Source organism: Pseudomonas sp. DTU12.3, assembly GCF_004124275.1.
Classification (GTDB): domain Bacteria; phylum Pseudomonadota; class Gammaproteobacteria; order Pseudomonadales; family Pseudomonadaceae; genus Aquipseudomonas; species Aquipseudomonas helmanticensis.
The window spans coordinates 4076211-4100031 of the sequence record NZ_CP027218.1 but is presented as its reverse complement, the minus strand read 5'-3'; the positions used below and the strand labels follow the sequence as shown (position 1 = coordinate 4100031).

At 59.7% G+C, this 23821-nt stretch carries 20 protein-coding genes; all 20 read right to left on the bottom strand.

Features of this window, described 5'->3' with window-relative positions; genetic code table 11:
- Nucleotides 1–19: 19 nt before the first annotated feature.
- The 20 genes from nuoL to C2E19_RS18510 all read right to left on the bottom strand — a co-directional run bounded on the left by nuoL (nucleotide 20) and on the right by C2E19_RS18510 (nucleotide 23400).
- Entirely contained in the window at nucleotides 20–1873 is a 1854-nt protein-coding gene (nuoL, locus tag C2E19_RS18610; RefSeq protein ID WP_129394529.1) for an NADH-quinone oxidoreductase subunit L, read from the bottom strand.
- On the bottom strand, nucleotides 1870–2178 hold the full coding sequence (gene nuoK / locus C2E19_RS18605; RefSeq protein ID WP_003223790.1) for an NADH-quinone oxidoreductase subunit NuoK: 309 nt from the start codon (nucleotides 2176–2178) through the stop codon (nucleotides 1870–1872). Before nuoK ends, nuoL begins: the two co-directional genes overlap by 4 nt.
- Before the next feature lie 3 nt (nucleotides 2179–2181).
- Entirely contained in the window at nucleotides 2182–2682 is a 501-nt protein-coding gene (nuoJ, locus tag C2E19_RS18600; RefSeq protein WP_129394528.1) for an NADH-quinone oxidoreductase subunit J, read from the bottom strand.
- A gap of 9 nt (nucleotides 2683–2691) precedes the next feature.
- A complete protein-coding gene (nuoI, locus tag C2E19_RS18595) occupies nucleotides 2692–3240 on the bottom strand; it encodes an NADH-quinone oxidoreductase subunit NuoI (protein ID WP_129394527.1) in 549 nt (182 codons plus the stop codon).
- 11 nt (nucleotides 3241–3251) lie between these two features.
- On the bottom strand, nucleotides 3252–4259 hold the full coding sequence (gene nuoH / locus C2E19_RS18590; protein WP_129394526.1) for an NADH-quinone oxidoreductase subunit NuoH: 1008 nt from the start codon (nucleotides 4257–4259) through the stop codon (nucleotides 3252–3254).
- On the bottom strand, nucleotides 4256–6970 hold the full coding sequence (gene nuoG / locus C2E19_RS18585; protein WP_129394525.1) for an NADH-quinone oxidoreductase subunit NuoG: 2715 nt from the start codon (nucleotides 6968–6970) through the stop codon (nucleotides 4256–4258). Before nuoG ends, nuoH begins: the two co-directional genes overlap by 4 nt.
- A gap of 133 nt (nucleotides 6971–7103) precedes the next feature.
- Nucleotides 7104–8459: an NADH-quinone oxidoreductase subunit NuoF gene (nuoF, locus tag C2E19_RS18580; RefSeq protein WP_129394524.1), complete on the bottom strand. Its 1356-nt coding sequence runs from the start codon at nucleotides 8457–8459 to the stop codon at nucleotides 7104–7106.
- Complete coding sequence (gene nuoE / locus C2E19_RS18575; RefSeq protein WP_129394523.1) at nucleotides 8456–8953, bottom strand: NADH-quinone oxidoreductase subunit NuoE; 498 nt, start codon at nucleotides 8951–8953, stop codon at nucleotides 8456–8458. The genes nuoF and nuoE overlap by 4 nt, the downstream gene beginning before the upstream one ends.
- Nucleotides 8954–8955: 2 nt before the next feature.
- Nucleotides 8956–10740 (bottom strand): NADH-quinone oxidoreductase subunit C/D, encoded by a 1785-nt coding sequence (gene nuoC / locus C2E19_RS18570; RefSeq protein WP_129394522.1) that lies wholly within the window; start codon nucleotides 10738–10740, stop codon nucleotides 8956–8958.
- A gap of 73 nt (nucleotides 10741–10813) precedes the next feature.
- Nucleotides 10814–11488, bottom strand: coding sequence for an NADH-quinone oxidoreductase subunit B family protein (locus tag C2E19_RS18565; protein ID WP_003223809.1), 675 nt, complete (start codon nucleotides 11486–11488; stop codon nucleotides 10814–10816).
- Nucleotides 11489–11498: 10 nt separating this feature from the next.
- Nucleotides 11499–11912 carry an NADH-quinone oxidoreductase subunit A gene (locus C2E19_RS18560; RefSeq protein ID WP_003223812.1) on the bottom strand — a complete coding sequence of 138 codons (414 nt, stop codon included), beginning with the start codon at nucleotides 11910–11912 and terminating at the stop codon, nucleotides 11499–11501.
- A gap of 772 nt (nucleotides 11913–12684) precedes the next feature.
- A complete protein-coding gene (gene aceA, locus C2E19_RS18550; protein ID WP_008032724.1) occupies nucleotides 12685–14010 on the bottom strand; it encodes an isocitrate lyase in 1326 nt (441 codons plus the stop codon).
- Nucleotides 14011–14483: 473 nt separating this feature from the next.
- On the bottom strand, nucleotides 14484–15245 hold the full coding sequence (locus tag C2E19_RS18545) for a secretin N-terminal domain-containing protein (protein ID WP_129394520.1): 762 nt from the start codon (nucleotides 15243–15245) through the stop codon (nucleotides 14484–14486).
- A 302-nt stretch (nucleotides 15246–15547) separates the two neighbouring features.
- Entirely contained in the window at nucleotides 15548–15973 is a 426-nt protein-coding gene (locus C2E19_RS18540) for a GNAT family N-acetyltransferase (protein ID WP_016987414.1), read from the bottom strand.
- Nucleotides 15966–17135 (bottom strand): cupin domain-containing protein, encoded by a 1170-nt coding sequence (locus C2E19_RS18535; protein ID WP_129394519.1) that lies wholly within the window; start codon nucleotides 17133–17135, stop codon nucleotides 15966–15968. Before C2E19_RS18535 ends, C2E19_RS18540 begins: the two co-directional genes overlap by 8 nt.
- 86 nt (nucleotides 17136–17221) lie before the next feature.
- Nucleotides 17222–18592 carry an adenylosuccinate lyase gene (gene purB / locus C2E19_RS18530; protein WP_129394518.1) on the bottom strand — a complete coding sequence of 457 codons (1371 nt, stop codon included), beginning with the start codon at nucleotides 18590–18592 and terminating at the stop codon, nucleotides 17222–17224.
- 126 nt (nucleotides 18593–18718) lie between these two features.
- Nucleotides 18719–19342 (bottom strand): high frequency lysogenization protein HflD, encoded by a 624-nt coding sequence (gene hflD, locus C2E19_RS18525; protein WP_038362633.1) that lies wholly within the window; start codon nucleotides 19340–19342, stop codon nucleotides 18719–18721.
- Entirely contained in the window at nucleotides 19339–20463 is a 1125-nt protein-coding gene (gene mnmA / locus C2E19_RS18520; RefSeq protein ID WP_129394517.1) for a tRNA 2-thiouridine(34) synthase MnmA, read from the bottom strand. Before mnmA ends, hflD begins: the two co-directional genes overlap by 4 nt.
- A gap of 59 nt (nucleotides 20464–20522) precedes the next feature.
- Nucleotides 20523–20969: an NUDIX hydrolase gene (locus tag C2E19_RS18515; RefSeq protein ID WP_129394516.1), complete on the bottom strand. Its 447-nt coding sequence runs from the start codon at nucleotides 20967–20969 to the stop codon at nucleotides 20523–20525.
- Between the two features lie 205 nt (nucleotides 20970–21174).
- Complete coding sequence (locus C2E19_RS18510; RefSeq protein ID WP_129394515.1) at nucleotides 21175–23400, bottom strand: NADP-dependent isocitrate dehydrogenase; 2226 nt, start codon at nucleotides 23398–23400, stop codon at nucleotides 21175–21177.
- Nucleotides 23401–23821 lie beyond the last annotated feature (421 nt).

Sequence of the window (23821 nt, the reverse complement as noted above, 5' to 3'; positions counted from 1 at the left end):
CAAATTCGCAAGGTTCATATCAGACCGCTACCAGCACGATGGCGCCAATCACCAGCACGGCACCAGCAGCCATCGAAGCAGCGTACCAACGCAGTTGACCGGTCTCGGTGCGGCTCAGGGCAGTGTGACCACCCTTGGCCATACGCGGGATCAGACCGATGGTCTGGTCGAGCGGGTCTTTGCGCAGTACGTGGCTGATCGCCAGGTAAGGCTTGACGAACAGTTTGTCGTAGATCCAGTCGAAGCCCCAGGCAGCGAACCACCAGGCCGAAAGGAAACGGCCGATGCCGCTGTTGGCGATCGCCGTGACGAAGCGACGTTTGCCGAGGAACAGCAGCGCTGCCAGCAGGATACCGGCCAGGGCGATAGCGCCCGAAGCGATTTCCAGACTGTGCTTGGCTTCGCCGCCAGCATGGCCAACGCTTTCTGGCAGAACGCCGTGCAGCGGTGGAACGATCATCGCGCCGACGAAGGTCGACAGCACGATCAGTACCGACAGCGGCAGCCAGTGAGCGATGCCGTGACCGGCGTGGGCTTCAGTCTTGGCTTCACCGTGGAACGTGATGAAGATCAGGCGGAAGGTGTACAGCGACGTCATGAATGCGCCGACCAGACCTGCGTAAAGCAGACCGTGGTTGCCGCTGGCGAACGCTTCCCAAAGGATTTCGTCCTTGGAGTAGAAGCCTGCGGTCACCAGTGGCAGGGCCGACAGTGCCGCGCCGCCGACGATGAAGCTGGCGTAGGCCAGTGGCAGTTTTTTCCACAGACCGCCCATCTTGAAGATGTTCTGCTCGTGGTGGCAGGCAACGATCACCGCACCGGAAGCAAGGAACAGCAGGGCCTTGAAGAAGGCGTGGGTCATCAGGTGGAAAATCGCGCCATCCCATGCGCCCACGCCCAGCGCCAGGAACATGTAGCCGATCTGGCTCATGGTCGAGTAGGCGAGGATACGTTTGATGTCGGTCTGTACCAGTGCGGCGAAACCTGCCAGTACCAGGGTCACACCACCGACGATGCCGACCAGGTGCAGGATGTCCGGCGCCAGGGTGAACAGGCCGTGGGTACGGGCGATCAGGTAAACACCCGCAGTAACCATGGTTGCAGCGTGGATCAGTGCCGAAACCGGGGTCGGGCCGGCCATCGCGTCCGCGAGCCAGGTTTGCAGCGGCAGTTGCGCCGATTTACCGACCGCACCACCCAGCAGCATCAAAGTCGCCAGGGTGATCCAGAAGTCGCCGACCTGGAATTTCTGCGGTGCCAGCACCAGCAGTTCCTGGATGTTCAGCGTGCCCACTTGCTGGAACAGGATGAACAGGCCGATGGCCATGAACACGTCGCCGATCCGGGTCACGATGAACGCCTTGAGTGCGGCGTTACCGTTGTTGCGGTTGCTGTAGTAGAAACCGATCAACAGGTACGAGCACAGGCCCACGCCTTCCCAGCCGAAGTACAGGAACAACAGGTTATCGCCGAGCACCAGGAACAGCATGCTGGCGATAAACAGGTTGGTGTACGAGAAGAAGCGCGAGTAGCCCGCTTCGCCGCGCATGTACCAGGACGCGAACAGGTGGATCAGGAAACCGACGCCAACCACCACGCCGAGCATGGTGATCGACAGGCCGTCGACGTAGAGGGCGAAGTCAGGCTTAAAGCCTTCGACCGCCATCCACTGCCACAGCACCAGGGTGTAGTGACCGCCTTCCGGTGGCGCGACGTTGAATTGCCAGATGATGTAGGCGGTGACAATCGCCGACAAGCCAATGGAACCCACGCCGATCAGCGCCGAGAGGTTTTCCGACCAGCGTCCACGGGAGAACGACAGCAGCAGAAAACCGAGCAGAGGGAATACGAAAGTCAGAAAGATCAGGTTCATCCGCGCATCTCACTGGCAGCGTCGATATCGAGCGTGTGGAAGCGGCGATACAGTTGCAGCAGGATCGCCAGACCAATACTGGCCTCGGCAGCTGCAAGGCTGATCACCAGGATGAACATGATCTGTCCATCCGGCTGGCCCCAACGGGCGCCCGCGACAATGAACGCCAGTGCAGAGGCGTTCATCATCACTTCCAGACTCATCAACACGAACAAAATGTTGCGGCGGACCATCAGGCCGACCAGACCAAGGCAGAACAGGATGCCGGCAACCGCCAGACCATGTTCGAGAGGGATAGCAGGCATGACTTACTCCTTCGCCTCGTTACGGCCCAAATGGAACGCCGTGACGGCTGCAGCGAGCAGCAGCATCGAGGCGAGTTCGACCACCAGCAGGTACGGGCCGAACAGGCTGATGCCCACGGCTTTTGCGTCTACGGTGGTGTGGCCGATGGACTGGCCGCTCTGGTGAGCGAACAGCACATACAGCAGTTCGGCCAGCAGCAGCGCGCCGAGAATCACCGGCCCGGCCCAGATGCCGGGCTTGAGCCAGGCGCGTTCTTGCTGAACCGCGGCGGGGCCGAGGTTGAGCATCATCACCACGAACACGAACAGCACCATGATGGCGCCGGCGTAGGCGATCACTTCCAGCACGCCGGCGAACGGGGCGCCGAGTGCGAAGAAGGTCATGGCCACGGCGATCAACGAGATGATCAGGTAGAGCAGGGCGTGCACAGGGTTGGTGTTGGTGACCACACGTAGCGTGGCCACAACAGCGATACCCGATGCGAAATAGAAAGCGAATTCCATCGTTCTTCCTTAAGGCAGCAAGCTCTTCACGTTGATCGGTTCGGCTTCGTTCTGTGCGGCGCCTTTCGGCTTGCCAGCGATTGCCATACCTGCAACACGATAGAAGTTGTAATCAGGGTTTTTGCCGGGGCCGGAGATCAGCAGATCTTCTTTCTCGTACACCAGGTCCTGACGTTTGAACTCGGCCATCTCGAAATCCGGTGTCAGCTGGATTGCGGTGGTCGGACAGGCTTCCTCGCAGAGACCGCAGAAAATGCAGCGCGAGAAGTTGATACGGAAGAAGTCCGGGTACCAGCGACCGTCTTCGGTTTCAGCTTTCTGCAGCGAGATGCAACCTACCGGGCAAGCCACGGCGCACAGGTTGCAGGCAACGCAACGCTCTTCGCCATCGGGGTCGCGGGTCAGGACGATGCGACCACGGTAGCGTGGTGGCAGGTAGACCGCTTCTTCCGGGTATTGCAGGGTGTCGCGCTTGCGAAAGCCATGGCCGAAGACCATGACCAGGCTGCGCAACTGGGTACCGGTACCCTTAATGATGTCGCCAATATATTTGAACATGGGTCAAATCCTCACTGAACCGCGACTGCAGGCGTGTTCAACAACACGACCGCAGCGGTCACCAGCAAATTGATCAGGGTCAGTGGCAGGCAGAATTTCCAGCTGAAATCCATCACCTGGTCATAACGCGGACGCGGGATAGATGCGCGCAGCAGGATGAACAGCATGATGAAGAACGCGGTCTTCAGTGCGAACCAGAGGAAAGCCAGTTGCGGCAAGATGCCGAACGGACCGTGCCAGCCACCGAAGAACAGGGTGACCAGCAGCGCCGAGATCAAGATGATGCCGATGTATTCACCGACGAAGAACATGCCCCATTTCATACCGGCGTATTCAATGTGGTAACCGTCGGCCAGTTCCTGTTCCGCTTCCGGCTGGTCGAACGGGTGACGGTGAGTCACGGCGACGCCAGCGATGAAGAAGGTACAGAAGCCGAAGAACTGCGGAATGATGAACCACAGGTTCTGCGCCTGGTACTCGACGATGTCACGCATGTTGAACGAGCCAACCTGGACCACGATGCCCATCAGGGCCAGGCCCATGAACACTTCGTAGGACACGGTCTGCGCCGAAGCACGCAACGCGCCGAGCAGGGCGAACTTGTTGTTACTCGACCAGCCGGCGAACAACACCGCGTAGACCGACAGACCGGCCATGGCGAAGAAGAACAGCAAGCCGATGTTCAGGTCCGCGACGCCCCAGGTCGGGGTGATCGGGATGATCGCAAACGCGACCAGCAAGGCGGACATGGCCACCACCGGTGCCAAAGTGAAGATCACTTTGTCGGCAAACGGCGGGGTCCAGTCTTCCTTGAAGAACATCTTCAGCATGTCGGCGGCGATCTGGAACATACCGAACGGGCCAACGCGGTTCGGACCGTAGCGGTCCTGCCACCAGCCCAGCAGGCGACGTTCGACAAAGCTGAGCAACGCGCCTGCAACCACCACGGCCAACAGAATCACGATGGCTTTGACGACCGAGAGGATCACATCGATCACTTCAGGGGTGAACCAGGTCATTGCGCTGCCTCCTGCAGACCGTCGACGGATACGCCGGCGAATGCCGGTGGAATGCCGGCGATGCCCGCAGGCAATGCCACCAGACCTGCGCCCAGTTCTTCATTGATGCGCAGCGGCAGACGCAGGGTCTGGCCGGCCACGTTGAGGCTCAGCAGGGCACCGTCATTGACGCCCAGACGATCCGCTTCGGATTTCGCCAGTGCCACGTAAGCCGCCGGAATACGCTCTTGAACCGGTGCGGCTTTCGAAGAGTTTTCTTCGCTGCCGAACAGGTGGAAGAACGGCACGGCTTGCCAGGTACCCGGCGCCGGGTTGAACGCACGCGGTGCTGCAGCGAACCAGTTCAGCGAATCGCCAGTGCTTTCGATCAGGCGGGTGCCCGGGTCGCCAGCACGGATGTGACCACCGACTTCGTCCTGGAACTTGTTCCACGCTTGTGGCGAGTTCCAGCCCGGCGACCAGGCGAATGGCACCTGCTGACGCGGTTCAACCGAACCCGAGTAACCTTCCATGGAGAAGGCGAACGCGGTGTCTTTGTCTTGCGGGGTGCGTGGTTCGTGAACGCTGATGTCGGCGCGCATCGCGGTGCGACCGGAATAACGCAGCGGCTCACGCGCCAGTTTCAGACCCTTGATGCGGAACGCCGCCGACGGTGCAGCGTCGACGATACGCGCCAGTTGCTCGGTGCTCGAAGCAACGGCAGCGGTGACGTGGTCGAGTTGTGTCCAGTCGATCGGCTGATTCAGCAGAGTCGCGCGCAGGGCGTGCAGCCAGCGCCAGCCTTCGTGCACCAGAATGCTCGCGTCGAGGTATTGCGGGTCGAAAACCTGGAAGAAGCGCTGGGCGCGACCTTCCTGGCTGACCAGCGTACCGTCGCCTTCAGCGAAGCTTGCGGCTGGCAGAACCAGGTGCGCGCGGTCGCTGGTCGCAGTCTTCTGATGGTCAGCAACGATCACTACTTGCGCAGCGTTCAGTGCGGCATCGACTTTTTCTTTGGCGGTGCGGGTGAACAGATCGTTTTCCAGCACGACGATCGCGTCAGCCTTGCCGTCGATGACGGCTTGCAGCGCAGCATCCACCGATTCGCCACCGAGCATGGCCAGGCCGAGGCTGTTGGCTTCCGGCACGATCAGGCTGATCGAACCGTTCTTCTCGCGCAGCTTCAACGCCTTGGCGATGTTCGCGGCGGCTTCGATCAGGGCTTTGGAGCCCAGCGACGTACCGGCGATGATCAGCGGACGTTTGGCGGCGAGCAGGGCGTCGGCGATGCGCTTGGCCAGTTGCAGTGCTTCGGCGTCCAGACCTTCAACGGCAGGCGCGCTGGCATCCAGTGCGTGGGCAACGGCGAAACCGATGCGCGCCAGATCGTCCGGAGCGGCGTGAACGCATTCTTCAGCGATGTCGTCGAGCTTGGTTTCCGCCAGGCTGGCGATGAACAGCGGGTTCAGCGCGTGCTGACCGATGTTCTTCACCGCAGCGTCGAGCCAAGGCTGGACGCGCATGGCTTCGGCCATGTCTTCGGCTTTGCCTTTGACCGATTGACGCAGCGACAGCGCCATACGGGCGGCGGTCTGGGTCAGGTCTTCACCGAGAACGAAAATCGCGTCGTGGTCTTCGATGTCGCGCATGTTTGGCACTGGCAGCGGGCTGTCTTTGAGCACTTGCAGAACCAGACGGATGCGTTCCAGTTCGGACGCTTCGATACCCGAGTAGAAGTGCTCGGCGCCAACCAGTTCGCGCAACGCGTAGTTGCTTTCGAGGCTGGCACGCGGCGAACCGATACCGACGATGTTGCGCCCGCGCAGCAGATCAGCAGCTTTATCCAGTGCAGCGTCGAGACCGAGCTTGGTGCCGTCGGCCAGCAGCGGCTGACGTGGACGGTCTGTGCGGTTGACGTAGCCATAACCGAAACGGCCACGGTCGCACAGGAAGTACTGGTTCACCGAACCGTTGAAACGGTTTTCGATGCGACGCAGTTCACCGTAACGCTCGCCCGGGGAGATGTTGCAACCGCTCGAGCAGCCATGGCAGATGCTCGGCGAGAACTGCATGTCCCACTTGCGGTTGTAGCGCTCGGAGTGAGTCTTGTCGGTGAACACACCGGTCGGGCAGACCTCGGTGAGGTTGCCGGAGAACTCGCTTTCAAGGGTGCCGTCTTCAACGCGACCGAAGTACACGTTGTCGTGGGCGCCGAATACACCGAGGTCGGTGCCGCCAGCGTAATCCTTGTAGAAACGCACGCAGCGGTAGCAAGCGATGCAGCGGTTCATTTCGTGGGAAATGAACGGGCCCAGTTGCTGGTTCTGGTGGGTGCGTTTGGTGAAGCGATAACGGCGCTCGTTGTGGCCGGTCATCACTGTCATGTCTTGCAGGTGGCAATGACCGCCTTCTTCGCACACAGGGCAGTCGTGCGGGTGGTTGGTCATCAGCCATTCGACAACACTGGCGCGGAACGCCTTGGATTCTTCATCTTCGATGGAGATCCAGGTGTTGTCGGTGGCAGGCGTCATGCAGGACATGACGATGCGACCACGGGTGTCGTTCTCGTCGGTGTACTGCTTGACCGCGCACTGGCGGCATGCCCCGACGCTACCGAGCGCGGGGTGCCAGCAGAAATATGGAATGTCGAGGCCCAGCGACAGACATGCCTGTAACAGGTTGTCTGCCCCGTCGACTTCGAGCGCTTTGCCGTCTACGTGGATAGTGGCCATGGTTCAAAGGTCTTCGTTGGCCCGGTGTCAGCGGGCGTGGCTAATGGAATCTTGTTATCCGTGCGAATCAAACCAGCCTCGAAAGGCGTCATCGCAGGAGGCGAAAGGCCCGGGCCCTTCACCTTTTAAGCGTTTACGCGCCGATTACGATCGGCCTTGCCAGAGGCGGGACGGCGGCGCTGACTGGCGCGATACCGGCTTCGAACTCTGGACGGAAGTATTTGATGGCGCTGCCCAACGGTTCCACGGCACCCGGTGCGTGAGCACAGAAGGTCTTGCCTGGGCCGAGGAAGTTGACCAGACCCAGCAGGGTCTCGATGTCGCCTGGCTGACCGCGGCCTTCTTCGATGGCCATCAAGAGCTTGACGCTCCATGGCAAACCATCACGGCACGGGGTGCAGAAGCCGCACGACTCACGAGCGAAGAACTGCTCCATGTTGCGCAGCAACGAGACCATGTTGACGCTGTCGTCCACCGCCATGGCCAGGCCGGTACCCATACGGGTGCCCACTTTGGCGATGCCGCCGGCGTACATTTGTGCGTCGAGGTGCTCAGGCAGAAGGAAACCGGTACCGGCGCCACCTGGCTGCCAGGCCTTAAGCTTGAAGCCGTCGCGCATGCCGCCGGCGTAGTCTTCGAACAACTCGCGACCGGTGACGCCGAATGGCAACTCCCACAGGCCGGGGTTCTTGACCTTGCCGGAGAAGCCCATGAGCTTGGTGCCCATGTCTTCGCTGCCTTCGCGAGACAACGATTTGTACCAGTCAACGCCGTCGGCAATGATCGCCGGCACGTTGCACAGGGTTTCAACGTTGTTCACGCAGGTCGGCTTGCCCCACACGCCAACAGCGGCAGGGAAGGGCGGCTTGGAGCGCGGGTTGGCGCGGCGGCCTTCGAGGGAGTTGATCAGTGCGGTTTCTTCACCGCAGATATAACGCCCGGCGCCGGTGTGGACGAACAGCTCGAAATCGAAGCCGCTGCCGAGGATGTTTTTACCCAGCAGGCCCGCAGCCTTGGCTTCTTCCACGGCACGGTTGAGGTGCTTGGCGGCGGTGGTGTATTCGCCACGCAGGAAGATGTAGCCACGGTAGGTTTTCAGCGCGCGTGCACTGATCAGCATGCCTTCGATCAGCAGATGGGGCAGTTGCTCCATCAGCATGCGGTCTTTCCAGGTGTTCGGTTCCATCTCATCCGCGTTGCACAGCAGGTAGCGGATGTTGATGGATTCGTCTTTGGGCATCAGGCCCCACTTCACGCCCGTGGGGAAGCCTGCACCGCCGCGACCTTTCAAGCCTGCGTCTTTCACGGTCTGGACGATGGCGTCCTGATCCATGTCGGCGAAGGCTTTGCGCGCAGCGGCGTAACCGTTCTTGGCCTGGTACTCGTCGAGCCACACGGCTTCGCCGTCATCACGCAGACGCCAGGTCAGCGGGTGAGTCTCGGCCGAACGCTGAATGCGGTTGGCAGGACCGAAAGATGTCAGGGTCATACGTAGCCCTCGAGCAGTTTGGCGACGCCAGCAGGCTGCACATCACCAAAGGTGTCGTCGTCGATCATCAGCGCCGGTGCCTTGTCGCAGTTGCCGAGGCAGCAGACCGGCAGCAGGGTGAAACGACCGTCGGTGGTGGTCTGACCCAGGCCGATGCCCAGCTTGTTCTGGATTTCGCTGACCACCGACTCGTGGCCGCCGATGTAGCAGACCATGCTGTCGCAGACGCGAATGATGTGACGGCCAACCGGCTGACGGAAAATCTGGCTATAGAACGTCGCCACACCTTCAACGTCGCTCGCCGGGATGCCGAGGATCTCGCCGATCGCGTACAAGGCGCCATCCGGCACCCAGCCACGTTCTTTCTGAACGATCTTCAGGGCTTCGATCGACGCCGCGCGCGGGTCTTCGTAGTGATGCAGCTCGTGCTCGATGGCCGAGCGCTCGGTTTCACTGAGGGTGAAACGGTCTGTCTGGATAAGCGTGCTGTTCATGCTTAGCGGTCCACGTCGGCCATAACGAAATCGATACTACCCAGGTACGCAATCATGTCCGCGACCATGCTGCCTTTGATCACCGAAGGGATCTGTTGCAGATGCGGGAAGCTTGGAGTGCGGATCCGGGTACGGTAGCTCATGGTGCCGCCGTCGCTCGTCAGGTAATAACTGTTGATGCCCTTGGTCGCTTCAATCATCTGGAAGGATTCGTTGGCCGGCATGACCGGGCCCCACGAAACTTGCAGGAAGTGCGTGATCAAGGTTTCGATGTGCTGCAGCGTGCGCTCTTTCGGCGGCGGCGTGGTCAGCGGGTGATCCGCCTTGTACGGGCCTTCCGGCATATTGCGCATGCACTGGTCGATGATCTTGATGCTCTGGCGCATTTCTTCAACGCGGACCATGCAGCGGTCGTAAGCATCGCCATTGGCGGCCAGCGGCACTTCGAACTCGAAGTTCTCGTAGCCGGAGTACGGACGCGCTTTACGCAGGTCGAAGTCGCAACCGGTCGAACGCAGGCCGGCACCGGTGACGCCCCATTCCAGGGCCTCTTTGGTGTTGTATTGGGCGACGCCGATGGTACGGCCCTTGAGGATGCTGTTCTGCAGGGCAGCCTTGGTGTATTCGTCGAGGCGTTTTGGCAGCCATTCAACGAAGTCTTTCACCAGTTTTTCCCAGCCGCGCGGCAGGTCGTGGGCAACGCCACCGATGCGGTACCAGGCCGGGTGCAGACGGAAACCGGTAATGGCTTCAATCACCGTGTACGCCTTCTGGCGGTCGGTGAAGGTGAAGAACACCGGAGTCATCGCGCCGACGTCCTGGATGTAAGTCCCGAGGAACAGCAGGTGGCTGGTGATCCGGAAGAACTCGGCCATCATGATGCGGATGACGTCGACCTTCTCGGGCACCTTGATGCCGGCCAGCTTCTCGACCGAGAGCACGTACGGCAGGTTGTTCATCACGCCGCCGAGGTAGTCGATACGGTCGGTGTACGGGATGAAGCTGTGCCACGACTGACGCTCGGCCATCTTCTCGGCACCACGGTGGTGGTAACCGATGTCCGGCACGCAGTCGACGATCTCTTCACCGTCCAGCTGCAGAATGATGCGGAACGCACCGTGCGCAGAAGGGTGGTTCGGGCCGAGGTTGAGGAACATGTAGTCCTCGTTCGTCCCGGAGCGCTTCATGCCCCAGTCTTCAGGACGGAAGCGCGCGGCTTCTTCCTCGAGCTGTTGCTTGGCGAGGTTGAGGCTGTATGGATCGAATTCGGTGGCGCGCGCCGGGAAGTCCTTGCGCAGCGGGTGACCTTCCCAGGTCGGCGGCATCATGATGCGCGACAGGTGCGGGTGACCTTTGAAGTCGATGCCGAACATGTCCCAGACTTCACGCTCGTACCAGTTGGCGTTCGGCCAGATGCCGGTGACGGTCGGCAAGCTGAGGTCGCTCTCGGACAAGGCGACCTTGATCATCACGTCACTATTACGCTCCAGCGACATGAGGTGATAGAACACAGTGAACTCAGCGTCGCTCGGCAACCCTTGACGCTTGGTGCGCAGGCGCTCGTCCACGCCGTGCAGGTCATAGAGCATGACGTACGGCTTGGGCAGGTTGCGCAGGAAGGTCAGGACTTCGACGAGTTTGGCGCGAGCGACCCACAGCACCGGCATGCCGGTGCGGGTCGACTGAGCGGTGAACGCTTCGGCGCCAAAACGGTTGTTCAATTCAACGACCACATCCTGGTCGTCTGCCTTATAAGGCGGGATGTACAGAGCACTGCCTGTAGTCATGGTTATTTTTTCGCTTTCGGTCAACGTAAAGAATGAAGCCAGCTTCTCGTTTCTTTGTCAGAACAGATCTGGATCAGACTTCGTCAGGGCTGCGCAGGTTGGTGACTGCGATTCGCTGTTCGCGGCGCTGTTCCTTCTGCGAAGGCATGTCGGCGCGATAAACGCCTTGATCACCAACGACCCAGGAAAGCGGACGACGCTCCTGTCCAATCGATTCCTGCAACAGCATCAAGCCTTGCAGAAAAGCTTCTGGACGAGGCGGGCAGCCAGGTACGTAGACGTCCACAGGCAGGAACTTGTCCACCCCTTGAACCACAGAGTAGATGTCGTACATGCCGCCGGAGTTAGCGCACGAACCCATGGAGATAACCCACTTCGGCTCGAGCATTTGCTCGTAGAGACGCTGGATGATCGGCGCCATCTTGATGAAGCAGGTACCGGCGATAACCATGAAGTCGGCCTGACGCGGCGATGCCCGGATAACTTCGGCGCCAAAGCGCGCGATGTCGTGGGGCGCCGTGAAGGCAGTGGTCATTTCCACGTAGCAGCACGACAGGCCGAAGTTGTACGGCCACAGGGAGTTCTTACGTCCCCAGTTGACCGCGCCACTCAGCACGTCTTCCAGCTTGCCCATGAAAATGTTTTTGTGGACTTGATCTTCTAACGGATCGGAAACGGTTTCCCGTTCGCCAATCGGATATTGCTCGTTAGGAGCATCGGGGTCGATCCTGGTGAGATTGTATTGCATTGCCAAAGCCTCATTGTTTCAGCTTCGCCTGCCGCTTGCGACGAGCTTCCGGAGCCCAGTCAAGGGCGCCCACTCGGAACAGGTAGACAAGACCTGCCAACAGAATTGCTATGAAAACGAGAGCTTCGACGAATCCGGTCCAGCCGCTTTCGCGGACGGACACAGACCATGCAAAGAGAAAGAGGGCTTCGATATCGAAGATCACGAAGAGCATCGCGACCAGATAGAATTTGGCTGAGAGCCGCAAGCGGGCGCCACCGGTAGGTAGCATGCCCGACTCGAACGGTTCGTTTTTGCTGCGGCCCCAGGCTTTTGACCCAAGAAGGCTGGAGACGCCAAGCATGAAGGCACACAGGCCGACGACACCCAGAAGGAAAATGGCAAAGCCCCAGTTGTGGGCCATGAGTCCTGTCGCTTCGGGCATGCTGGTAATCCTTAACAGAGAGCAAAGGTCTCTGAGCTTGATAAAGAAATAAGGCAGTGACGATATGTCGCAGCAATCAATCGCGCTGATTTTATGGCTAAACACCCTGCAAGTAAAATTCCTATAGCGAAATTATTTATTGGAATAAGCACATAGCGCATCTCCAATGCCCTGCAGCCCATGCGTAGCGGGCTTTAGGCGGTTTTCTGCGAATAATGTTTTGTGGGGAATGTAACGAACATAGTTGCGGCTAAATGATAATTAATATCGTTTGAGGTGGTTTTGTAACTGTTTAACGGGGTGCCAGTTGGGAAGTTGTCTTACTTGCACGTTACTGCAAGTAGCGACGGCGCCCGTTTTAGCCGATTTTTCTGACGGTTGTACCGCTCTGGATCAATGTTTTGTCTCGAGGCTGACGCTTTCCCGTGGGAGCGAGCCTACTCGCGAATGCGGTGGGTCAGTCACCACGTGTGCAAGCTGGCACAACGCTTTCGCGAGCAGGCTCGCTCCCACAAGGTTTCGTGGCGCTTGGGAGTTCTTTAGCCCAACACATGCCCCATGTAGGAGCTGCCGCAGGCTGCGATCCTTTGATCCTGCTGTTGAATCTGAAAAAACAAAATCAAAAGATCGCAGCCTGCGGCAGCTCCTACCGGGGAGGGTTTGTTTTCCGGGGGCAAAAAAAACGCCCCGAACCAGTCGGGGCGTCAGTTTTGCGGCTCTGCGGTTAGCTTTCTATCCGATCCGCAGGGGCCGTTTGCTCAGGCGAATCAGATCAGTGGAACTGTTCTTCTTCGGTCGAACCGGTCAGTGCGGTTACCGAGGACGAGCCACCTTGAATCACAGTGGTCATGTCGTCGAAGTAGCCGGTGCCCACTTCCTGCTGGTGAGCCACGAAGGTGTAACCCTTGGCGGCGTCAGCGAATTCCTGCTCTTGCAGCTTCACGTAGGCAGTCATGTCGTTGCGGGCGTAGTCGTGCGCCAGGTTGAACATGCTGTGCCACATGTTGTGAATGCCGGCCAGGGTGATGAACTGGTGCTTGTAACCCATGGCGGACAGTTCGCGCTGGAATTTGGCAATGGTCGCGTCGTCGAGGTTTTTCTTCCAGTTGAAGGAAGGCGAGCAGTTGTACGACAGCAGTTGGTCCGGGTATTCCTTTTTGATCGCTTCGGCGAAGCGACGAGCCTCGTCCAGATCCGGCTTGGCGGTTTCGCACCAGATCAGGTCGGCGTATGGCGCGTAAGCCAGGCCACGGGCAATGGCCTGGTCCAGACCGGCACGTACCTTGTAGAAACCTTCCTGAGTGCGCTCGCCAGTCACGAACGGCTGGTCGTACGGGTCGCAGTCGGAGGTCAGCAGGTCAGCGGCGTTCGCGTCGGTACGGGCCAGAATGATGGTCGGGGTACCGGCAACGTCGGCAGCCAGACGTGCAGCGGTCAGCTTCTGTACGGCTTCCTGAGTTGGAACCAGTACTTTACCGCCCATGTGACCGCATTTTTTCACGGAAGCCAGTTGGTCTTCGAAGTGAACGCCGGCGGCGCCTGCTTCGATCATGCTCTTCATCAGCTCGTAGGCGTTCAGTACGCCACCGAAACCGGCTTCAGCGTCAGCCACGATCGGCGCGAAGTAGTCGATGTAGCCTTCGTCGCCCGGGCCTTTGCCGGCTTTCCACTGGATCTGGTCAGCACGACGGAACGAGTTGTTGATGCGCTTGACCACGGTTGGAACCGAATCCACCGGGTACAGCGACTGGTCCGGGTACATCGATTCGGCGGAGTTGTTGTCCGCAGCCACCTGCCAGCCCGACAGGTAGATCGCCTGGATGCCGGCTTTGACTTGTTGCACAGCCTGGCCGCCGGTCAGGGCGCCCATGCAGTTGACGAAATCTTTCTCAGGACGGAAGGACGGCTTGGCACCCTGGGTGACCAGGTTCCACAGCTTCTCGGCGCCCAGTTTTGCAAAAGTGTGCTCAGGTTGAACCGAGCCACGCAGGCGGACGACGTCAGCAGCGGAGTAAGCGCGTGTCACGCCTTTCCAGCGCGGGTTTTCAGCCCAGTCTTTTTCGAGGGCTGCAATTTGCTGTTCGCGTGTCAGTGCCATGGAGATAAACCTCGTCGCGTCTTTATGAAAAGTTGTTCTGCGGTGGAAAATTCCTGCGCTCGCTGACCAGAAGCTTAGGTGGTCAAGTCGGATTCGGCGGGGTAGGCGACGGGATGAACGATGGGCTCGAGGGGAAGTGAGCAGGTAGTGGCGGACTGCGGGCGCATTCGGGCGTCGTGGGCCTCTATACGTTCTACAGTGTGGAGCCGGGTTACCTAATTACGCTTCCGTCCCTCGGGACAACTTCGTTCCAGTCGGCAACCTCGTCAAACACACCTTGTGGGCGGTACAGACACGAAGCGGTTCGCGGGGTAGGTGCGAACATCGCTTCGAAGGCCCTTGCCAGGGCCTCTGATTAGCGGGAGCGAGGCCATCATGCCTTCGCTTTTTTGCCTCGTCAAACGTTTTGTAGTGCTTTTTTTCAGGCACTACATCTTTCGTCTAATACGACTAATCAGTCAGTTTTCGGTGCTTTAGTCCAGCGTGTCGACTTTTACCCGCAAGGTCATGTCATCCCGGCCTTGAGTCGAGTAGCTGCGGGCCAGGCCCTGTTTGTCGGCCTGGGTCTGGCTGTTGACGCCAGCGAGAGTGATCCATTCACCGAGGCGCCCGCTGACCGTTGTGTCGGTGCTTTGCACGTTCACTACATCGGGACGTTCCTGGCTCATGCGGTCATGGTTGGTACTGATCGCCAAGTGAACGATGTCGCCGGTGACGCTGGCGGTGACATAGAAACCCTGGGTGACGTTGCGGTATTGAGTCTGGCTGCTGTAATCGCCGTAGGAATTGCTCTGGCTGCTGGTGATCGGCACGCTTTGCCCGACTTGAATCAGCGCCGGCATGCCTTCGCTGGCCTGAACCTGCTGGACGCCGCCATTACGGCTGGTGGTGCTGCGGCTGATGATGCGGGTCTGGCTCGGTTGTGCGCCGTTGACCGAATAGCCTTCGTCGCCGCGGCCGTTGTTTTCGTTGGTGTCGACGGTGATCAGCAGGCGTTTGGGCGCGGTGTCGAGTTGGGTGATCAGCGCCTTGAGTTCCTGAATCTTGTCCGGCTCGGCCTTGATGATCAGTTGGTTGCCATAGGCGCTGACCTGACCGTCCTTGCCGAGGAAGTCTTGCGCCATCGGCAGCATGTCATTGCTGGTGCGGTAATTGAGAGGCACGATTTCTGTGGCTGCCATCACCGAAAAACTGCAGCCGAGCAGCAGGGTGGTGAGCAGGGTGCGTAGGGACATGTCCGTTATCTCCGCTTTCGAAAGGCTTGATATTGCCAGTTTGTCGGCCTTGGGTGGGGCAAGTTGAATCGTAGACAGCAAAACGCCCCGGCATCCGAAAATGGCGGGGCGTTTTGAGATGTTCACATACTGCTTTTTGTGGCGAGGGAGCAAGCTCCCTCGCCACAGGATTTTGTGCTGTGCTTGCGGGCCTCTTCGCGAGCAGGCTCGCTCCCACATTGAATCCCTGCCTGACACAAATATCGTGTCCGCTGGAGATTCCTTGTGGGAGCGAGCCTGCTCGCGAAAGCCGCGCCGCGGTCTCAGGCCGAATGGCGAACCATGTCGACATGCGGGATCCCGGCTTCGAGGAATTCCTCGCTGACCAGGCTAAAGCCCAGGCGCTCGTAAAACGCTGTGGCCTGAACCTGCGCGCTGAGCATTTGCTCTTTCAAGCCGCGCGCTTCCGCTTCGGCAATCACCGCTTGCATCAGCGCATCACCGACCTTCATCCCGCGCCAGTCTTTCAGCACCGAAACCCGGCCGATGTGCCCATCCGGCAGCAGGCGTGCAGTGCCGATCGGAAAGTCGCCTTCAAACGCCAGAAAATGCACGGCGGTCGCGTCATCCGCGTCCCATTCAAGCTCGGGTGGCACCGATTGTTCGGCGATGAACACCGTTTCACGAATGCGCCGGATTTCGGCGATGTCCTTCTGCCAATCTGCGACACGTACGCGAATCTTATTCATCCGCGAACCCCAGGCTGCCTTGCTTGACCAGCTCGCACAGCAGGCCGCGACCGTCTTCGTCGTTCAGCCACTCACCGAGGTTATCGGTGTGCAGGGCGTCAGCGGCGCAGATCAATTTCAGCAGCTCGCGCAGTTTGCCCGGCAGGTAACGGCTCTGGCCGCTGGCGAACAGCAGCAGGTCGTCATCGACTTCCGACCAGGCCAGGCGCGCGCTCGGGTTGCGGATCAAGATCGCGCCATCCTGCAGAGCGCTGAGGAAGTCTTCTTCTTCGACTTCTTCCGGGCCAACCACCAGCTCCGGATAGCGCGGCTCGGTCATGTACTGGCCGAACCAGGTCAGCAGCAGGCGCTCGTCGCTCATGTGTTCGGCGAGCAGGCTTTTCAGGCGGTCCAGCGCATCGTGCTGAATCTGATGCGGATCGGCTGCCGGTTGCGCGTCGGCATCGGTGTAGCGCTCTTCGTCAGTCAGGAACTGGCTGAGGAAGTCGGTGAAGTGGGTCAGCACTTCGGAAGCGCTCGGCGCACGGAAGCCGACCGAATAGGTCATGCAGTTGTCGACCGCGACACCGCAGTGAGCCAGGCGCGGCGGCAGGTAGAGCATGTCGCCCGGTTCCAGCACCCACTCTTCGGTCTCGTGGAATTCAGCGAGGATGCGCAGATCGGCGTGTTGCAGCAGCGGGCTCTCGGAATCGCACATCTGGCCGATTTTCCAGTTGCGCTTGCCGTGGCCTTGCAGCAGGAACACGTCGTAGTTGTCGAAGTGCGGACCGACGCTGCCACCCGGGGCGGCGAAGCTGATCATCACGTCGTCGACGCGCCAGCTCGGAAGGAAGCGGAAGTTTTCCAGCAGCTCGCTGACTTCCGGGACGAATTGGTCAACCGCTTGTACCAGCAGGGTCCACTCTTTTTCCGGCAGTTTGCTGAACTCGTCTTCAGCGAACGGGCCGCGACGCAGTTCCCATGGGCGCTCGCCGTGCTCGATCACCAGACGCGATTCGACTTCTTCTTCCAGGGCCAGGCCGGCCAGTTCGTCGGCGTCGATCGGGCTTTCGAAGTCAGGAATTGCCTGACGGATCAACAGTGGCTTTTTCTGCCAGTAGTCGCGCAGGAATTCGCGCGCTGTGATGCCGCCCAGAAGTTGAAGAGGAATATCGGAATTCATATGTAACCTATTGAAAAAAAGCACTTTTCAGACGGGAATAAAAACGCCCGGCGCGGCCGGGCGTCTCAAACGGGTCAAGCGGTCGATCAGATACGTTTGGCTTGCGCTACAGCGTTACCGATGTAGTTGGCCGGGGTCAGTTGCTTGAGCTCGGCTTTCGCTTGCGCTGGCATGTCCAGGCCATCGATGAAAGTCTGCAGCGCTTGCGGGCTGATGCCCTTGCCGCGAGTCAGTTCTTTCAGCTTCTCGTACGGGTTTTCGATGTTGTAACGGCGCATCACGGTCTGGATCGGCTCGGCCAATACTTCCCAGCAAGCGTCGAGGTCGGCAGCAATCTTCTGAGCATTCAGCTCGAGCTTGCTGATGCCTTTGAGGCTGGCTTCGTATGCGATAACGCTGTGGGCGAAGCCGACACCGAGGTTGCGCAGTACGGTGGAGTCGGTCAGGTCGCGCTGCCAGCGGGAGATTGGCAGTTTGCTCGCCAAGTGCTGGAACAGTGCGTTGGCGATGCCCAGATTGCCTTCGGAGTTTTCGAAGTCGATCGGGTTGACCTTGTGTGGCATGGTCGACGAACCGATTTCGCCAGCGATAGTGCGCTGTTTGAAATAACCCAGGGAGATGTAGCCCCAGATGTCGCGGTCGAAGTCGATCAGGATGGTGTTGAAGCGCGCGATCGCGTCGAACAGCTCGGCGATGTAGTCGTGCGGTTCGATCTGCGTGGTGTACGGGTTGAAGCCCAGGCCCAGCTCGTCTTCGATGAAGGCGCGGGCGTTGGCTTCCCAGTCGATCTGCGGGTAGGCCGACAGGTGTGCGTTGTAGTTGCCGACAGCGCCGTTGATCTTGCCCAGCAGCGGAACGGCAGCGACTTGAGCAATTTGACGCTCAAGACGGTAGACCACGTTCGCCAGCTCTTTACCCAGAGTGGTCGGCGAGGCTGGTTGGCCGTGAGTGCGCGACAGCATCGGCACGTCAGCGAAACGGATGGCCAGTTCGCGGATGGCTTCGGCAGTCTGGCGCATCAGTGGCAGCATCACGTCGTCACGGCCTTCGCGCAGCATCAGAGCGTGGGACAGGTTGTTGATGTCTTCGCTGGTGCAGGCAAAGTGGATGAACTCACTGACATTGGCCAGCTCCGGCAGCTTGGCCGCCTGCTCTTTGAGCAGGTATTCGATCGCCTTGACGTCGTGGTTGGTGGTGCGCTCGATTTCTTTGACGCGCTCGGCGTGCTCCAGCGAGAAGTTTTCAGCCAGTTCATTGAGAACGGCGTTGGCCTCGGCGGAGAAGGCTGGCACTTCAGGGATGCCAGCGTGGGCGGCCAGGCGCTGGAGCCAGCGCACTTCAACCAGAACACGGGCACGGATCAGACCGTACTCGCTGAAAATCGGGCGCAGGGCCTGGGTTTTGCCGGCGTAGCGGCCGTCAACAGGGGAAACCGCAGTGAGCGAAGAAAGCTGCATGGGGTGTTCTCGGACAGTCGGGCAACGAAATGGGGCGCGTATCATACATGAAAAAATCCGCCGGTCCGTTGCCAACTGACCGGCGTATTACGCGTTACAGACTACAAAGCTTTTATTGCGCGGCGTTTACTCGCTGCGCATCAACGGATACAGCTCTTTGAGCAGCTTGCGCCGGCTGATCACCAACTGCCAGCGATGGCCGCCGAGTTGCCGCCACAGGCGCGCCGAACGAATGCCGGCGAGGAGCAGGGCGCGAATTTTCGAGGCGTTGCTCGGTTGCTGCAGGTTGCGCATGTCGCCGTGCACCTGAATGCGTTGGCGCAGGGTACTCAGGGTGTCCTGATACAGAGCACCGCAAGCCGCAACCACGTTTTCATGGGCCGGGCCGAAATGCTCGACCTGCGACTGGATCTGCGGCAGACGTTTGCCGATGGTGTCGAGCATGTCGTTGCGCTTGGCCAGTTGACGTTCCAGACCGAGCATCGACAGGGCGTAGCGCAGTGGCTCGCGCTGCAGTGTGCTCGGGTCGCGTTCCAGCGCCCCGATCAGCGCGCGGTAACCCTCGCGCAGATTGAGGTCGTCGCCGCCATAGACGTCCAGCGTGTCTTTCGGGTCGCGCACCAGCAGGCTGCCGAGCATGCAGGTCAGGCCGGCTTCGCTGGTCTGCCCGGTCTTGGCGATCCGGTCGACCAGCACGGCGGCGAGAAATACCCCGCCGAGCGCCGTCAGTTGTTCCTGAGTCGGGCTCATGCCTGGCCGCTCCACGGCTCGGCGACTTCGATCACGCCGCCGCCGAGGCAGATTTCACCGTCATAGAACACCACGGACTGGCCCGGCGTCACCGCGCGTTGCGGCTCGTCGAACACAGCGCGGTAGCCGCTGGCGGTTTTTTCCAGAATGCAGGCCTGATCGCTCTGGCGATAGCGAACCTTGGCAGTGAGGCGCAGCGGCTGGCTCAGGTCGATCGGGTTGACCCAATAGATTTCCGAAGCGAGCAGGGCGCCGGAGAACAGCCACGGATGGTTGTTGCCTTGGCCGACGATCAGCTCGTTGGTGTCGAGATCCTTGCGCAGCACGTACCACGGCTCATCGCCAGCGTCTTTCAAACCGCCGATGCCGAGGCCCTGACGCTGGCCGATGGTGTGGTACATCAAACCGTGGTGACGGCCGATGACTTCGCCTTCGGTGGTTTTGATCTCGCCCGGTTGTGCCGGCAGGTATTGCTTGAGGAAGTCGCTGAAACGACGTTCGCCGATAAAGCAGATCCCGGTGGAATCCTTCTTCTTGGCGGTCGCCAGTTCGTATTTTTCGGCAATTTTGCGAACTTCGGGCTTTTCCAGTTCGCCGACCGGGAACAGGGTCTTGGCGATCTGTTCGCCGCCGACGGCGTGCAGGAAGTAGCTCTGATCCTTGTTCGGGTCGAGGCCTTTGAGCAGTTCGGTACGGCCGTCGATGTCACGGCGGCGCACGTAATGGCCGGTGGCGATCAGGTCGGCGCCGAGCATCATGGCGTAGTCGAGGAACGCCTTGAACTTGATTTCGCGGTTACACAGGATGTCCGGGTTGGGCGTGCGCCCGGCCTTGTATTCGGCCAGGAAGTGCTCGAACACGTTGTCCCAGTACTCGGCGGCGAAGTTGGCGGTGTGCAGCTTGATGCCGATTTTGTCGCACACAGCCTGGGCATCCGCCAGGTCGTCCATGGCGGTGCAGTATTCCGTTCCGTCGTCTTCTTCCCAGTTCTTCATGAACAGGCCTTCCACCTCGTAACCCTGCTCGATCAGCAGGAGAGCGGAAACGGAAGAGTCCACGCCGCCGGACATGCCGACAATGACGCGCTTCTTGGATGTGTCAGAAGGGGCTGGATCACGCATAGGGATTCAATGAGTGTCTTGAAAAAGGACGCGATTCTATCAGGCTCACGGCCTCAAGGCTAAAGAGAAGGGCGGATCAGTTCGAGGCCGAAGTGATTGCCCGCCAGATAATCGTCGATGCAACGGATGATCAGCTCACTGCGCCAGTGGTCGCGCTGGGCGATTAATTCGTCACGGGTCAGCCACTTGGCGCCGACGATGCCGTCGTCAAGCTGGTAATCCGGGTGATGTTTGACGGCTTTGGCGCTGAAACACACGCGCTGGTAGGTCACGCCGTTGCTCGGTGCGGTGTACAGGTAAATGCCGATGACGCCGGTGGGTTCGACGTCCCAGCCGGTTTCTTCGAGGGTTTCACGCACGGCAGCTTCGATCAGGGTTTCGTTCGGGTCGAGATGGCCGGCGGGCTGGTTGAGCACGTTACGCCCGGCCTTGTGTTCCTCGACCATCAGGAAACGACCGTTGTCTTCGACGATGGTGGCAACGGTGATGTGGGGGAGCCATTCCATAAATCTTCCTCAAATATTGAATTGAAACCCAATCCCCTGTGGGAGCGGGCTTGCTCGCGAAAGCGGTGGGTCAGTCAATGAAGAGGTTGAATGATAAACCGCATTCGCGAGCAAGCCCGCTCCCACACAGGGTTTTGTGGTGATCATAAAACCCGGAAACACAAACCCCGGCACAGGGCCGGGGTTTGTTTACCGCGCTACAACCTTAAACCAGCGCAGCAATCGCCGCGTTGAGGGTTGCGCTTGGGCGCATGGCCTTGCTGATCAGCTCGGCATTGGCGTGGTAGTAACCGCCGATGTCGACTGGCTTGCCCTGAACGGCGTTGAGTTCGGCAACGATGGTTGCTTCGTTCTCGGTCAGGGTTTTTGCCAGGGTCGCGAACTGCGCTTGCAGTGCAGCGTCTTCAGTCTGGGCGGCCAAGGCCTGAGCCCAGTACATCGCCAGGTAGAAATGGCTGCCGCGGTTGTCGATGTTGCCGACTTTGCGCGATGGCGACTTGTTGTTGTCGAGGAACTGGCCAGTGGCCTGATCCAGAGTCTTCGACAGCACCAGCGCTTTCGGGTTGTTGTAGTTTACGCCCAAGTGCTCGAGGGACGCTGCCAGTGCGAGGAACTCGCCCAGCGAATCCCAGCGCAGGAAGTTCTCTTCAACCAGTTGCTGCACGTGCTTCGGAGCCGAACCGCCGGCGCCGGTTTCGAACAGGCCACCGCCGTTCATCAGCGGCACGATCGACAGCATCTTGGCGCTGGTGCCCAGTTCCATGATCGGGAACAGGTCGGTCAGGTAGTCGCGCAGTACGTTGCCGGTCACCGAAATGGTGTCCTTGCCTTCGCGGGTGCGCTGCAGGGTGAACTTCATTGCGTCGACCGGCGCCATGATCTGGATGTCCAGACCGGCAGTGTCGTGATCCTTCAGGTACGCCTGAACCTTCTCGATCACTACGCCGTCGTGAGCGCGCATTGGGTCGAGCCAGAAGATCGCTGGCGTGCTGCTTGCGCGAGCACGGTTGACAGCCAGTTTGACCCAGTCCTGGATCGGCGCGTCTTTGGTCTGGCACATGCGGAAGATGTCGCCGGCTTCAACAGCCTGTTCCATCAGCAGGGTGCCTTTGCTGTCGGTCACGCGAACCACGCCGTCAGCCTTGATCTGGAAGGTCTTGTCGTGCGAGCCGTACTCTTCGGCTTTCTTCGCCATCAGGCCAACGTTTGGCACGCTGCCCATGGTGGTCGGGTCGAAAGCGCCATTGGCTTTGCAGTCTTCGATCACCGCCTGGTAGATGGTTGCGTAGCAACGATCCGGGATCACAGCCTTGGTGTCGTGCAGCTGACCGTCGGTGCCCCACATTTTGCCGGAGTCACGGATCATCGCTGGCATCGAGGCGTCGACGATAACGTCGCTCGGCACGTGCAGGTTGGTGATGCCTTTGTCGGAGTTGACCATCGCCAGCGATGGGCGAGCAGCGTAGACCGCGGCCATGTCAGCTTCGATCTGTGCTTGCTGCTCGGCCGGCAGGGCTTTGATGCGCGCGTACAGATCGCCAATGCCGTTGTTCAGGTTGAAGCCGATCTCGGCCAGCACGGCTGCGTGCTTGGTCAATGCGTCTTTATAGAACTCGGCAACGATCTGGCCGAACATGATCGGGTCGGAGACCTTCATCATGGTCGCTTTCAAGTGAACCGAGAGCAACACGCCTTGAGCCTTGGCGTTGTCGATTTCAGCAGCGATGAACGCACGCAGGGCGTTTTTGCTCATCACGGCGCAGTCGAGGATCTCGCCAGCCTGAACGGTGGTTTTTTCTTTCAGAACGGTCGCGGTGCCGTCTTTGGCGATCAGCTCGATCTTCACAGCGTCAGCGGCGTCGATCAGGGCAGCTTTTTCGCTGCCGTAGAAATCGCCGGTGCTCATGTGAGCGACGTGGGACTTGGAGTCTTTGGCCCAGGCGCCCATTTTGTGCGGGTGCTTGCGCGCGTAGTTCTTCACCGACAGCGGTGCACGACGGTCGGAGTTGCCTTCGCGCAGAACCGGGTTAACGGCGCTGCCCTTGATCTTGTCGTAACGCGCCTTGGCGTCTTTGTCGGCGTCGCTGGTCACGGTTTCCGGGTAGTCCGGCAGGTTGTAACCCTGAGCTTGCAGCTCTTTGATCGCGGCTTGCAGCTGTGGAACCGAAGCGCTGATGTTCGGCAGCTTGATGATGTTGGCTTCAGGCGTAACGGCCAGGTCGCCCAGTTCGGCGAGGTGGTCGGCTACGGCTTTGTCGCCCAGTTGCTCGGGGAAGCTTGCCAGGATGCGTGCTGCAAGAGAGATATCGCGGGTTTCCACGGCGATATCGGCCGAGGCGGTGTAAGCCTCGATGATCGGCAGCAGGGAATAGGTGGCGAGGGCAGGAGCTTCGTCGGTGAAGGTATAGATGATCTTCGAGCGGGTGGGCATATTCGGATTAACTCTCTCTTCTTTGCTAAAGCGTGCGCAGAAACTCGAGGGGCGCCGGGTAAGCGCGTTCGTTCAAAGTCATCCATGAACCGAATGTCGAGATTCTTCGCGGTGATGTTGGGTGCATCAGTAGAGCGTCAAGCAGTCAGGCTGCGGTAACAACCCGACCAATCAGGCGGAAAGTCTCGTACTAGAGAGGCCAGCCGTCGTGACCCTGTGGTCAGCGGGCGGCATTATACATAGGTAGCTGGCAATCTGCCGATGGTTCATATGCAACCAATCTCGTCCATTGGTCTAAAGGTCGCAGGGCAGGGTGGCGCGTAGAGTCGTCGCGGATGCTTGAGTTTGGCGCTTTTCCCTTTGCTTTCAGGCTTGTACGAAACGAGTTGTGCGATTGCCGGGAACAGAGGGTTTGCGTGTT

What these genes read in the sequence shown, in the direction of transcription:
- nuoL (WP_129394529.1), bottom strand. Translation starts at nt 1,873, where the DNA reads ATGAACCTGATCTTTCTGACTTTCGTATTCCCTCTGCTCGGTTTTCTG.
- nuoK (WP_003223790.1), bottom strand. Translation starts at nt 2,178, where the DNA reads ATGCCTGCTATCCCTCTCGAACATGGTCTGGCGGTTGCCGGCATCCTG.
- nuoJ (WP_129394528.1), bottom strand. Translation starts at nt 2,682, where the DNA reads ATGGAATTCGCTTTCTATTTCGCATCGGGTATCGCTGTTGTGGCCACG.
- nuoI (WP_129394527.1), bottom strand. Translation starts at nt 3,240, where the DNA reads ATGTTCAAATATATTGGCGACATCATTAAGGGTACCGGTACCCAGTTG.
- nuoH (WP_129394526.1), bottom strand. Translation starts at nt 4,259, where the DNA reads ATGACCTGGTTCACCCCTGAAGTGATCGATGTGATCCTCTCGGTCGTC.
- nuoG (WP_129394525.1), bottom strand. Translation starts at nt 6,970, where the DNA reads ATGGCCACTATCCACGTAGACGGCAAAGCGCTCGAAGTCGACGGGGCA.
- nuoF (WP_129394524.1), bottom strand. Translation starts at nt 8,459, where the DNA reads ATGACCCTGACATCTTTCGGTCCTGCCAACCGCATTCAGCGTTCGGCC.
- nuoE (WP_129394523.1), bottom strand. Translation starts at nt 8,953, where the DNA reads ATGAACAGCACGCTTATCCAGACAGACCGTTTCACCCTCAGTGAAACC.
- nuoC (WP_129394522.1), bottom strand. Translation starts at nt 10,740, where the DNA reads ATGACTACAGGCAGTGCTCTGTACATCCCGCCTTATAAGGCAGACGAC.
- C2E19_RS18565 (WP_003223809.1), bottom strand. Translation starts at nt 11,488, where the DNA reads ATGCAATACAATCTCACCAGGATCGACCCCGATGCTCCTAACGAGCAA.
- C2E19_RS18560 (WP_003223812.1), bottom strand. Translation starts at nt 11,912, where the DNA reads ATGCCCGAAGCGACAGGACTCATGGCCCACAACTGGGGCTTTGCCATT.
- aceA (WP_008032724.1), bottom strand. Translation starts at nt 14,010, where the DNA reads ATGGCACTGACACGCGAACAGCAAATTGCAGCCCTCGAAAAAGACTGG.
- C2E19_RS18545 (WP_129394520.1), bottom strand. Translation starts at nt 15,245, where the DNA reads ATGTCCCTACGCACCCTGCTCACCACCCTGCTGCTCGGCTGCAGTTTT.
- C2E19_RS18540 (WP_016987414.1), bottom strand. Translation starts at nt 15,973, where the DNA reads ATGAATAAGATTCGCGTACGTGTCGCAGATTGGCAGAAGGACATCGCC.
- C2E19_RS18535 (WP_129394519.1), bottom strand. Translation starts at nt 17,135, where the DNA reads ATGAATTCCGATATTCCTCTTCAACTTCTGGGCGGCATCACAGCGCGC.
- purB (WP_129394518.1), bottom strand. Translation starts at nt 18,592, where the DNA reads ATGCAGCTTTCTTCGCTCACTGCGGTTTCCCCTGTTGACGGCCGCTAC.
- hflD (WP_038362633.1), bottom strand. Translation starts at nt 19,342, where the DNA reads ATGAGCCCGACTCAGGAACAACTGACGGCGCTCGGCGGGGTATTTCTC.
- mnmA (WP_129394517.1), bottom strand. Translation starts at nt 20,463, where the DNA reads ATGCGTGATCCAGCCCCTTCTGACACATCCAAGAAGCGCGTCATTGTC.
- C2E19_RS18515 (WP_129394516.1), bottom strand. Translation starts at nt 20,969, where the DNA reads ATGGAATGGCTCCCCCACATCACCGTTGCCACCATCGTCGAAGACAAC.
- C2E19_RS18510 (WP_129394515.1), bottom strand. Translation starts at nt 23,400, where the DNA reads ATGCCCACCCGCTCGAAGATCATCTATACCTTCACCGACGAAGCTCCT.